Origin of the sequence: Serratia proteamaculans (genome assembly GCF_004684015.1) — a bacterium.
GTDB lineage: Bacteria > Pseudomonadota > Gammaproteobacteria > Enterobacterales > Enterobacteriaceae > Serratia > Serratia proteamaculans_F.
Genome location: NZ_SRIA01000021.1, coordinates 236,709 through 248,210 on the forward strand (window position 1 = coordinate 236,709; position 11,502 = coordinate 248,210).

An 11,502-nucleotide genomic window follows, 5' to 3' on the forward strand; every position below is an offset into this window, starting at 1 on the left:
AGCACCGCCCACCAATCACAAGCTCGCGAGTCAGGGAGCCCGAACCTGAGACGTGATGCGATGCCCAACGGTTTACCCATGGGTACAAAATGATTAAGTGTGATAAATAACATGGCAACCTAAACAAAAGCCTCGCCAACTGTTAATTAAATTAATGATTAAAATTATTTTAAAACATAAAAACAACATAAAATGATTAAGATAATTCTTGCACAACAGATTTTATAACAAAAAATAAAAATTATATCTTATTGTTTTTTATGAACATATAAAACCCGTTCGTTAATGAAGCAATTATTTAAATACCTGAGCAATAATCAAGTAGAAGACAATATCCTAATTATGCAACCATGAGTGGTAAGACTTATCCTAAACACATTGATTGTTATGGAAAATCTTGGGGAATAAATAGTGCTTTAATTTTCACCGCACATATATACAACGGAGGTAAATGTGAAATCGAAGATTAGAAAATACCTGGATGAATCAGAAATAAAAAGCATGATAGAAAATATTCATAAGGGTCTGAACGCCTGGCGTGACAGATGCATGATCAGCATGTGTTTTATCCACGGCCTGCGTGCCAGCGAACTGAGTGGCATGACCTTGGATAATATTGAACTGGACGCCAAAAGGATTTACATTACCCGTCTGAAGAATGGTCTTTCCGTACAACACCCTTTGCATGATGATGAGATCGCCATGCTAAGCATCTGGCTGGAAATTAGAAAAAGTTGGCGTGATGCTGATCTGCCCTGGCTTTTCCTTTCACGAAAAGGCGGGCGTATTTCTCGTCAGCAAATTTATCGGCTGATCCGTGACTACGGTAAAAACGCCAATATCTCCGTCCCTACCCATCCGCATATGTTACGCCATGCCTGCGGTTATTGTCTGGCGAATCAGGGGATTGATACGCGTTTGATTCAGGACTATCTGGGGCATCGAAACATTCATCACACCGTACTCTATACAGCCAGTAATGCGATGCGCTTTCAGGCCATTGAGTTTTGATCTTGCAGCAGGCAACAGCACGCCGATAGCCAATAATATTCTGAGGAATTAATTTATACACCTAAAATTAATTTTCACTGACTTGCCTGGTCATCAATATAAAGACATAAAAAATAAAAATGATGCAAAGCGGGACAGATTATTTAATCCAAGATTATGGATCCTTGAGTTATCAACTCTTAAGATGATTGGAATTACTAATATAATGAACAAAGATAATAATGGAATTAGTTACCGTCACGAAACCGAATTGACTATTGATTCTACTCACTGGGAATACGGTCAGGTTGATAACGTTTCGGTTAGTGGCCCCCATCAGGCTCAGTTGGTTCGCCCCAGTCATACGCTGATTGTTTACGACAGTTTTCTCACGCCTGAAGGGGGCCACACCATTGAGGGTGACATTTGGTTTGACCAAAGACGCATTCCCTGCAAACGGGCGATAGGCCAGGTTGCGGACATGATCCCCTACGGCTGTGACTTTGATGCGGTGACGTACATAGATGGCACGCTTAAATATACTGCCGTTTCTATTTCCCCCGAGCTGATTACCTCAAGCCCTGGCGATAAAACCGAGTTAAGCATTGAGCCGCTCGCCAATATCCGCAGCCCATTAATCAGACAACTTTGCGCCAGCCTGAAAACCAGCAGCGATGAGTTGCATGCCACCTCCCTGATGCTGGCATTACTGACAGAAACCTCACAATATCAGCGTGTTTTATCCTCTCCTGCGCTTTCCCGTGAACCACTGACCAAGATGCAACGGGATCGACTGGCCTGTTATATCGAAGATAACCTGGGCGAAACCATCACACTTCAGGCTTTGGCCCAACTCACGGAGCTGAGCACCTTCCATTTTTCCCGAGTGTTTAAACAGTATTTTGGCCTGCCACCCTATCAGTATGTGTTGCTCCGCCGTTTGGAACGCGCATATCAACTGGTGATCAATAGCCCGTTGTCCCTGACGGATATCTCCGCCCAATGCGGTTTCAGTGCACCGGCACAATTCAGCACCCAGTTTCGTCGCCAGTTCGGTCAGACGCCTTCTTCCCTGCGGTCCCTGGCGACGTGACAAGGTCAGTGCTGCTGTGGGTGATTGACGGGGGCAAAATAAAACCGCAGCACCGGCCCACGCGGCCCTTCCTTGCTGCTGAATTCGGCGTCCGCCGCTTCTGTGCCGCTCAGGCAAAAACTGATCTCATGCCGACCGGCCTGTGTTGCCTGCATAATGGCGGCGGTGACATCAAAGGTTTTCTGTACCGTGTCCCGCCACATCTGGGCGCTATCCAGATATGAAGTGGCCGGGCAACTGCTGAGCGCATGTGGGCCCGTATGCTCGTCCCAGTCACCCTGCGGCAACGCGTATAACCGGACCTGTCCGGTTTCGCCGCTGACCTGGCGGCCATAAAGACGCAGGTCGGCCTTGGTCACGCTTAGGCTGTCGAGACGTTCCGGCAGGTTAAACGTCAGCAACCCAATGCTCTGTTTGCCCTCAACCTTAATGACCGGCTCATCACCATGAGTCCGCCCATCGGCCACCGAAACCCAGGCATCGGCACTGCTGCGCTCGAAATCCCCCGGAATATCTTTGTCACAGGCAACATTGCGATTGAGACACTCTTCTACGCTGTAACGGGTGGCTCGTTCACCCCAGGCGGCAAAGAAGTCCGCATGCGCGCTATACAGATCGCCCCAGGTGGATTGCAGACTGCCATCGGCCTGCAGGATCGGGTTCATCGACAACAAGGCACCTTTCAGGTTGCCATTATCGCCCAGCGCATAATGGATACGCATATTCAAGCGAGGGATCTTTACCGGATAGGCTGCAGGACACAGCCCTGTTTCCCCGTCGCTGTATGCCGCATTGCGTTTTTGCGGGGAAGTCGTCAGGTTTTTTCCATCCCAGCAGTCGGGGAAAGTCAGCGAAATATTAAATTCGGCACCTTCATCAAAATCAGCTATTTGCGGGCAGCTCTCCGGCGGCGCGTTTGAATGCTCGCCACCTTCAAGTGAGGTGCGGCAGTAGAACCAGACATTCGGATCATACTTGCCTGCCGGGCGGTGGTGATTACCGGCCAGGAGCTGCAGCCCCATGGGAACCGGCACTGCGGCCTGCTGTTCCGGCCCCTCGTTACGGTAATAAACCTTGATATAACTGGGCATTACGATGCTGCCATCGGCGCGTTTAAGCTGTGGCGCCCAATATGAAGAGGCGTCATAGGGCGAGGTGCAGGTGGTCATCGGCGCTGCCTGCAATGAAGTTGCCGTACTCATCGCATCCGACCCGCGATTACCAAAAAAGTCGTGGACCATGGATAACCCCGGTAATCCCGGCATAACAATGGCATCATCCGCCAGCGTATGGGAGTAATCACAGACCACGTTAAAAATGCCGACATCGCCACCGTCAATCACCTCTGTCGGCGTGAATTCGGGTACCAAAAGGGCGGCAAGCGACAAGCCAGGTAGAAATAAAATCAAAGGGAAAAGAGCGCCAGGGATATTTCTATACATATTTTCTCCTTCTCGGCCGCGGGCGATATTAGTTATAATCCTCACCAGACCGGAAAAATGACGACCAACCGAAATTCAGACCATTCTTGACAGAATATTTCTCTTATCAAAAAACTGATGTTTAATCACCGCAGCGACATGCATTAACAACATCAGTCCCAACGCCATACAGCTGTAGCGATGAACGGTGAAAAAAAACAGGTTCACTTCGAGGTTATGTAACGGTTGCGGAACCGGGAGCACGCCAAACAGCGTATAGCCATCCTTCAGCATCAAAAAGCCGCTGATTAACACCACGAAAATAATCAGGTAAAACACTTCGTGAAGTAAAATCACCAGGCCTTTTTTATTGCCCTGAATATGTTCACCATAAGGTACTGCCGGCCGAAAGAAGCGCCAGATAAAACGCACAATCATCAACAGCGTCATAACCGTCGCCAATGACATATTAAGCTCTGAGAAGAAGGTGAAAACCTTGGGGTCAGAAATGAAATGCAACCCATAACCCACCAGCGAGGCATAAATAATCCCGACGGCCAGGACCCAATGCAATATTCGAGAAAAACGATCGTAGCGAGAACGTGGTGCATTACTTTTCATATTCATTAATATCCTTATTATTGAAGAAAAAAGTCGGCCTGGGGCAGGCCGACAAAGCAAAATAGTGTTGCTGTTAGTTTTTTAATATCCAGGCTTGTTCCCAGTGTTCACCCACACCCGGTTCGAATTGCGCTTTACTGCTGGTCCATTGTTTGCAGTAACCGCTGTAAGGGAAAGGTTTGCACTGATAGGTTTTGCCATTTTTAGGCTGTAGCACCACTGTTCCTGCCGTGTAGCTATCGAGACCTTCGGGGAAGATATATTGATAGTTGCCGGAAGCAGCATCTTCGATTTGCAGGTTAATCACATCCTGTTTAACCAACCGGCCTTCTTTATTGGTCGCGAAGTATTTCAGCATATGGTGGCCGGCGGTCACCTCGCTCAGCGGTATCGTCATTGTCAGGCTGTCGTCCGCGATGTCTTGCTTCAGGTAACCTTTATCGTTGCCCTGATGATCGATCACCTTGGCTTCAAACCTGATCGCACCCTTAACGTTAAGCTTGAAGCTCACGTTGGCGTGCCCATCCTGGATTTTATCCACCTGAACGCCGGAGACTTCCACTTCCTCTTCAAAGGCCGGAGTCTGCTCTTCATAGGAGATGACAACGCTGCTCAGGCGGCTGTCATCCTTGACGAACGCACTGTTGTTGCCATAGACCGGATTGACCTGGCCCTGATTATCCTTGACGCCGACCCGCACATCGCTGTGTTTGGTGTTGATCAGCACCGCCAGATCATGTGACCAGCGGTTCTTGTCGGTTTGCTCCTGATTGCTGATGGTCATTTCGGTGCGCAGGGAAGTCACTTCACCCTGGTCGTCAAAGAAGCGAGCAATAACCTTATCGCCTTCCTTCAACGACTTACCGGCCACCTGACCCGAAAGTTGTTTGCTCCACTCTGAAGTCACGGCTTCGCCTTCACCAAAGTCGACGTCAATCACCTGATAGAAGCTGTTAGAAGTATCGGCAATTTCCCAAACGCCGTAAATGACCTGATAACCGGTGCGCTCCGGCACGTTACACTCGGTCACCTGACGTTGGGCCGGTATTTGCCCATGCCCCTCTTCCTGGCAGAAAGGGGTGGATTCAAACGCCTCACGCGTCAGTGGCTTATTCGCATCCCAATTCTGTTTGGTGATGTAATAGCGCCAGTTATTGGTTCTATGCATAGCAGTATGGAACCAGGTAAATTTATTCATTCCTGCCTTGATTGGGTTCTTGGCCCACATATTCATGCTTTGCTTATCAAGTGGCGAATAATTAGGAATGCTGGCGCTGGCCAGTTCACCGTCGAGCGGTAAAGCGCCAGTCGGGAAACCCGAGTTTTTCTCAATGCTCTGTGGCTCATACTGCACCGGACCACAGTCGGTATTTAGCTGTAAATTACATTTATAAGCGCGACTTTGTGGCGATTCCACATAGCCATGCGCCAAAGCACCGCAAGAAAGTGTTAATGTGGCTACCGCCAGCGCAATTCTTTTCAATTTCATTTTATCACCAGAGTTACATCTCGATTTAACATGGTTAAACAGCGCTAGTGCCTAGCGCCGATAACCCCATTTAGTTACTCTGCTGATATATTAGGTATTTTTTCACCATCAACCTCTTAAAAACCCTGAATATAAGAGGATATAAGTGACATAAACTCTCTGAAGCCCCATAATAGTTACCACGGAAATTATGTGCTTCCTCCACAAATATACTGAAGGAAAAACATACATGCTGAAAATTCACGGAGCGCGCAGGTTTTGAGAAAATTAATATTTCCATCTTTATTCTTATGCAACTTACTATTGGCAGGTTGTTCAACCTCGGCTGATAATAACGCTAACCCGATGTTAGACACTCAGCATCAACAACAGCTGGCGGCATTGATCGCGGGAAGTGAATATCTAAAAGAAAATTGCCAGCGTAGCGATATTCCTGCTATTTCGGTTTTAACCCAAACGGCAATATCAGAGGCTAAAAAGAAGCATTGGCCGGTTAGTACGGCAATGGCTGACGCACTGCCTGCGGATGCCCGGAATATCATTAACCGACTGAATCAGGACACCGCCCCGATAGCCCAGAAATGCAGCTACTTTAACCAATCTTTGGCCGCTTTTATTGAGGCTTCTCGCCAGCAATAAATTACAGGTTTACCAACGGTAGCATCAGGCAAATCACCCCGGCAGCACACAGCCCCGGACCGAAAGGTTGGGGCTGGCTCCAGCCATCCGCTCTTTTTTTCGCACAGAGTAAAGTAACCAGCAGCGTTGCCGTGGAGGCGATCAGCAAGATCTCAGGCAGTTTTTGCCATCCCAGCCAGGCACCGAGCGCCGCCAGTAGCTTGAAGTCACCGTATCCCAGCCCTTCCCTTTGGGTCATAAACCACATGCCCCAATACAGCAACCACAACAGCAGGTAGCCAATAATCGCCCCCAGCACCGCATCAGCCAGAAAATCAGGCTGCGCCAGCCAATGCCAAAACAGGCCGCACCACAGCAGGGTCAAGGTCAGGATATCCGGCAAGATTTGATGGCGAAAATCAATCACGGCCAACGGCAACAGCAATGCACCAAAGACCATCATCATCACCCAATCAGGCCCTGGCGACAGATAGCAGGCCAATAAGGTGGCGGTTAGCGCCATCACCAACTCAATCATGGGGTACACCCACCCCACTGTCTGCCGACAATAACGACAGCGTCCGGCCAACAGCAACCAACTGAGCAGGGGAATATTGTCGTGCCAGGCGAGAGCATGCTTACAGTCAGGGCAGTGCGAACGCGGCAGAAACAGGTTAAACCTCGCTGGCGACGTCTCTGCAACCAGAGGCTTGGCTGGGGATTGGCGGGATAAATACTCCACCACCAGCGCTTTTTCTTCCTGCTGCATCATCAATGGCAAACGGTAGATCACCACATTAAGCAAACTGCCAATGCAAAGCCCTATTAACCCAGCGAACAGTGGCCAAAGAAAAACATCCGAGTAAAACGACATACTGTTTCCTATTAATTAACGAATTGAGGGGACATGAAGGCGTAGTTTTTTCACTGTGGCGACATCGTCATCCCCCGGCAGACTGAGATCGACCGCATCAACCCCCACACCATATTCCTGCTGCAAACTCCCCAGCCATAACAGCAAGGGCTTTAACGGTTGCGGAGGAAGCGCGACTTCCAGAGTCTGTTGGTTGCCGTGCAGCGTGCCCAGGAGTACGCCATGTTTTTCAGCGCTGCTCTTTAGCAAGGCCTGTAGCGATGAGCCCTGTGGAGGGCCTGGAGGGTGATGGCGCCGCAGCGTGTTAATGCGCTGGGCATTGCGCTGTAGCTGAGCCAGCTCACTGGCCGCCTGTTGCCACTGGTTTTTTTGCTGAATATAAAACACCAAAAGACAGAGCCCGACAGCCAGGCAACACCAGAGCAACTGTCCTCTCTTTTGGCCCACGGCCGCTTGGTCGCTCATAGGTTTTCCCTCAGCGTCAGTGTGCCCTGCCGGTTTCCCGGATCCACGCGCAACTCCAGCCTATTCCCCTGATCGTTGATTTTGGTAAAAGGCTGCAATGCTGCGCCCTGTAGCCTGAGGGTCAGGACTGACTTATCGGCTTCGAAAGCCAAACCAATCACCCGATGCTCTGGGATCCCCGTTAGGGCCTGTTGCGCCTGTGCGGCAAGGTCGAAGAAATGGCGCGGGGATTTTTCCTCTTGCAGCGCCCGGATATAAACCGCGCTCTTTTCCAAGGGATCGGGTGCTATGGGTTGGCCGACAAAAAGCCGTTGATACAAAGCGTCGCGCAGTTGAATGGTCTGCCCGGTCTGATAGCGGTATTGCAGCCCACCGGCAGCCAAAGCACCCAGCATTAATGTCACACCGGCCACCGCGGGCCAATGGCGCCAAAACGGATTACGTTGCCAGCGAGGTAACGCCTTATATTTGCCCTGCAGCAGCGAAACCGAAGTATTCGCCTCCCCTCTGGCCCGGTTCCACAGGACATCGCAGGGCGACAGGGGAACGGCATCCCGCACGGTGGCATCTGCCGTTGGCAGCGGCCAGTGTGACGGTAACGAGTAGCCTGACCATGGCGAGGTTCTGCACAATAAACGCCCCTGCCAACGGTAAAAATGACTCTCGTCGATCGGGCCGCAAAGCGTATCCGGCAAAAACCGGTCTGGCGTTATGCCCCAATCAGCCAACTGTGACAGCCAGCGCTGCATATCCGCATGGCGATAACCGGCCAAGGCATATTTTTCTTCCTGGCGACCCAATATCACCCAGTGCAACTGCTCGACTTCTTCCAACACCTTATCTTCACACTGATACGCCAGCGCTAAAGGTGTCGCTGCTCGGCTGGGGCCAGTGAATAATACCTCCTGCAACGTCACCGACTGACCCGGTACGCAAACCAACACCCGGCATTGTGAGGCATCAATTGGTAACCCGGTTGGCGATAACAACACCCCCGCCTGCCGCCATTGCGGCTCGGCGGCATCCCCCAGGCACCATAAAGTAGGCATTTCGGCGTCACCCAATGCCAGCACCAGCAAAGGTTTTGAACCCGTCATTGACCCTTCCCTCCCTGTCCGGTTTGCCGGCCCGTTACCGTCACCTTGCCCTTTTCATAATGCAATTTGCTATGCAGGTAATAACCGGCGTCTGCCCCCTGAGTGGCCAACCGAAGGTTAAAATAGCGACTCTCCGTCACCAGCAGTTTCTCCCCGCCGGGTGCGGCCAGACGCAATCCTGCCAAAGCTGTCGTCCAGAGTTCACCGTCCAGTGCCTGCCATCCGCCAGCCGGGCGGGCATGCAGCAGTTGCTTTAGCCTGGCGTCGCTGGTCTGGTTTAAAAACAGGGCTCGCAGCAGCGGTAAGTCAGCCTCGCTGAGCGTATTGATATTGATCGCCGGTTTTCCCTCAGGCAATGCACATAGCCACGGCCGCAAACGCAGATACTGTTGACGGTCAATAAAAGGAAATGCACGCAGTTCAGAAACGTCACTGAATAACGAATTAAGCGGCAGCAGATGCTGTTCCAGTGCTTGACCGATACGTTCGGTTTCTTCATCGGTGAAGGCCAGATTGGCTAACAGGGCATCGAATACCTGACGGACAATATTATTCGCGGTTGGGGTATGGGTCGCCTGGGTTGGCGCCTGGTCTTTCGGAGGCGTTTTTTGTTTATCCGGCAAATAACGGTAGCGTAACGCATTGATATTGAAACATGACTGAGCATCCCTGATGTTATAAGCGATGGTCCGGTCTTCAGTCCGTATCTCCCCTGAGGTGGCCCAGCGCTGCCCCAGGTTGACCGACGTCTCATCATGCAAACTGTCCGACAACAGTTGCCTGGCAAACTGTTCCCCGGCCAACAGATCCCATTTGACCTGAAAAGCGGTTTGCGCATGCAAGGTTCGGGAAAAGGTCAGTTGCCAATACTGTTGGATACCCATCGACAAGATAGCCATCAACGCCAGTAATAACAGCACGATCAACAGCGCCATGCCTCGTGACTGTTTCATGATGCTTTTCCGCCCGTCAGCAAGAAAATACGCTGTAATGTCCCGCGGTCAGACAAGGTCACGGTGACCTCAATAGCCTGAGGCAAGTCGCTGCCGACGACCCCGCCATCCTGCCAGCGACCGGCCAGCCGCTTGCGCAGGTGAAAATTTTCTACCCCCGGAATTAACGTGATGACTCTTGCTTTGCTCTCTGGCGCATCAGGAGTGGGATAGCTCAGTCGTTGCAATTGGCCATCATGAAGGCGATAAGTTACCCGCTCCAGCGAGGAGCGCGGTAATAAGCCCCCTGGATTGAGCCAGTTGCTGCGCAATAACGCCAGCCTCGGAGCGTTTCCCCCCGTCCTGGGCGATGGCTCGGCCGGCAGCAAGATAGTCTGGCGAATATCCCGCTCCATCAGGCTAAATGCCTGCTGTAACCGAGTCAGGGCGTTGGCCTGTGTTTGGACCAGGGCATTGTTCTTCACGATGCTGCTCAGCAGCTGTGACGCCATTAATGACATCAGGGAAAAAATCACGATCGCCAACATCATTTCAATTAAGGTGAACCCCTTTTGATCAGGACCCGGCATGGTTAATCCTCCAGGTACGCAGACGCAAAATCGGGTAGCTGAACTCAGGCTCGCTATCCACTTCGATCTCAATGGCCTGGAGCTGGCTGTCGGTGGTCTGCCGACTGCGGCAGCGCCAGAACCATTGCCGATTGGCCATCATGCTGTTGCCCTGCTGCCAGAGTGGGGACAAGACAACATCCCCCAGATAGAGCCGAGCCAGTTGGTTATCCGCCACCCAGCCGGCCACCATCTTGTCCTCCAGTTTGCCGAGGTTGCGCACCTGTTGCCCGGTGGTGCGGATCACCGCCATGCACCCGACGGCTAAAATCATCATGGCCACCAGCACCTCCAGTAACGTCATGCCGTTATGGCGTTTGCGGCTCATCGCAGTTTTCCTCTGACAGGTTAAAGCTCATAAACCCGTTCGACGCTATCGCCTGCTCACAGTGCTTTTGTCGTAATTTCAGGGTAAATAGCGACATTTCCCCACCAGGATAAAACCAAATCTGCGGGGTAGCGTCGGGGGTAATGGCTGAGGGTAGCGCGATTTCCTGCCCCTCCAGGGTTAATGCCAGGCTAAAGGTGTCAGGTAACATCAGGGGATATTCACCGTCGACTCGCCAACTTTCGACAGCGTCGAATTGTTCTGTCAAAGGGTAAAGCATCCGCTGCCAGCCCTGTTCCGCGACGGCAATACCTATGGGAAAACCGGTTTGTTCTGCACGCTGCTGGGCTGCGTTCAATGCCAGCGTCAGCGTTGTCATGGCATTGGCAAACGCCGCCCGTTCCGACCGCCCCTGAGGGACGATCACCGCCCCGGCCAGGCCAATCAGTACCAGTACCAACATAATCTCCATCAGGGTAAATCCACGCGCACGCCGCCTGTGGCTAGGAACCATTGGTGATGTCGTCCTGGTTATCCCATTGGCCATCCGGCCCGGCTGACGAAATATCTATCTTGTTGTGTATCCCTGGGTTCAACAGGCGGTAATCGCTGCCCCAGGGATCCTGCGGCAGGCGGCGCAGATAGCCATCCTCCGGATAATTGCGCGGCAGAGGTGGCGTGACCGGTTTGGCAATCAACGCCGCTAATCCCTGCTCGCTGGTCGGGTAGCGACCATTGTCGAGCCGATACATGTCCAGCCCGTTCTCCAGGGCGACAATGTCGCTGGCGGCTTTTTGCCGATCGGCCTTGTCTTTGTTGCCCATCAGATTGGGGATAATAAAGCTGGCCAGCAGCCCAAGGATCACAATGACCACCATGATTTCCATCAGGGTAAAGCCGGATTGCCGGGTGTTGCGTATTAGCGTTGGGGTTCGCATAGTGTTC

At 51.6% G+C, this 11,502-nt stretch carries 14 protein-coding genes; 3 read left to right on the forward strand and 11 right to left on the reverse strand.

The features are described 5' to 3' along the window. Positions 1–453: 453 nt before the first annotated feature. Entirely contained in the window at positions 454–1,011 is a 558-nt protein-coding gene (locus E5C26_RS21255) for a tyrosine-type DNA invertase (protein WP_135318071.1), read from the forward strand. Positions 1,012–1,216: 205 nt separating this feature from the next. Further along, positions 1,217–2,083, forward strand: coding sequence for a helix-turn-helix domain-containing protein (locus E5C26_RS21260; protein ID WP_135318072.1), 867 nt, complete (start codon positions 1,217–1,219; stop codon positions 2,081–2,083). Between the two features lie 5 nt (positions 2,084–2,088). On the opposite strand, the gene E5C26_RS21265 is transcribed toward E5C26_RS21260, so the two are convergent. The 3 genes from E5C26_RS21265 to gbpA form a co-directional block, all read right to left on the reverse strand. Next, entirely contained in the window at positions 2,089–3,525 is a 1,437-nt protein-coding gene (locus E5C26_RS21265; RefSeq protein ID WP_135318073.1) for a DUF1996 domain-containing protein, read from the reverse strand. 75 nt (positions 3,526–3,600) lie between these two features. Then, positions 3,601–4,125 (reverse strand): cytochrome b, encoded by a 525-nt coding sequence (locus E5C26_RS21270; protein WP_240776135.1) that lies wholly within the window; start codon positions 4,123–4,125, stop codon positions 3,601–3,603. 73 nt (positions 4,126–4,198) lie between these two features. Next, the gene (gene gbpA / locus E5C26_RS21275) at positions 4,199–5,614 is read right to left on the reverse strand and encodes an N-acetylglucosamine-binding protein GbpA (RefSeq protein WP_135318075.1); all 1,416 of its coding nucleotides are present in this window, start codon (positions 5,612–5,614) and stop codon (positions 4,199–4,201) included. 258 nt (positions 5,615–5,872) lie between these two features. Here gbpA and gspS point away from each other — a divergent pair, with 258 nt between their 5' ends. Then, complete coding sequence (gene gspS, locus E5C26_RS21280; protein ID WP_167796689.1) at positions 5,873–6,253, forward strand: type II secretion system pilot lipoprotein GspS; 381 nt, start codon at positions 5,873–5,875, stop codon at positions 6,251–6,253. A 1-nt stretch (position 6,254) separates the two neighbouring features. Here the strand turns inward: gspS and E5C26_RS21285 are convergent, their stop codons facing one another. Genes E5C26_RS21285 through gspG form a run of 8 tightly spaced genes read right to left on the reverse strand, consistent with a single transcriptional unit; the run spans position 6,255 to position 11,495 of the window. After that, positions 6,255–7,106, reverse strand: a complete 852-nt coding sequence (locus E5C26_RS21285; RefSeq protein ID WP_135318076.1) for a prepilin peptidase — start codon at positions 7,104–7,106, stop codon at positions 6,255–6,257. Between the two features lie 15 nt (positions 7,107–7,121). Next, positions 7,122–7,571 carry a type II secretion system protein GspM gene (gspM, locus tag E5C26_RS21290; RefSeq protein ID WP_135318077.1) on the reverse strand — a complete coding sequence of 150 codons (450 nt, stop codon included), beginning with the start codon at positions 7,569–7,571 and terminating at the stop codon, positions 7,122–7,124. Continuing rightward, positions 7,568–8,668, reverse strand: coding sequence for a type II secretion system protein GspL (gene gspL / locus E5C26_RS21295; RefSeq protein ID WP_135318078.1), 1,101 nt, complete (start codon positions 8,666–8,668; stop codon positions 7,568–7,570). Before gspL ends, gspM begins: the two co-directional genes overlap by 4 nt. After that, a complete protein-coding gene (gene gspK / locus E5C26_RS21300; protein WP_135318079.1) occupies positions 8,665–9,621 on the reverse strand; it encodes a type II secretion system minor pseudopilin GspK in 957 nt (318 codons plus the stop codon). Before gspK ends, gspL begins: the two co-directional genes overlap by 4 nt. Continuing rightward, on the reverse strand, positions 9,618–10,190 hold the full coding sequence (gene gspJ / locus E5C26_RS21305) for a type II secretion system minor pseudopilin GspJ (protein ID WP_135318080.1): 573 nt from the start codon (positions 10,188–10,190) through the stop codon (positions 9,618–9,620). Before gspJ ends, gspK begins: the two co-directional genes overlap by 4 nt. Beyond that, positions 10,177–10,557, reverse strand: coding sequence for a type II secretion system minor pseudopilin GspI (gspI, locus tag E5C26_RS21310; protein ID WP_135318081.1), 381 nt, complete (start codon positions 10,555–10,557; stop codon positions 10,177–10,179). Before gspI ends, gspJ begins: the two co-directional genes overlap by 14 nt. Continuing rightward, on the reverse strand, positions 10,538–11,104 hold the full coding sequence (locus E5C26_RS21315) for a prepilin-type N-terminal cleavage/methylation domain-containing protein (RefSeq protein WP_312847936.1): 567 nt from the start codon (positions 11,102–11,104) through the stop codon (positions 10,538–10,540). Before E5C26_RS21315 ends, gspI begins: the two co-directional genes overlap by 20 nt. Further along, on the reverse strand, positions 11,061–11,495 hold the full coding sequence (gene gspG / locus E5C26_RS21320; RefSeq protein ID WP_135318083.1) for a type II secretion system major pseudopilin GspG: 435 nt from the start codon (positions 11,493–11,495) through the stop codon (positions 11,061–11,063). The genes E5C26_RS21315 and gspG overlap by 44 nt, the downstream gene beginning before the upstream one ends. Positions 11,496–11,502 lie beyond the last annotated feature (7 nt).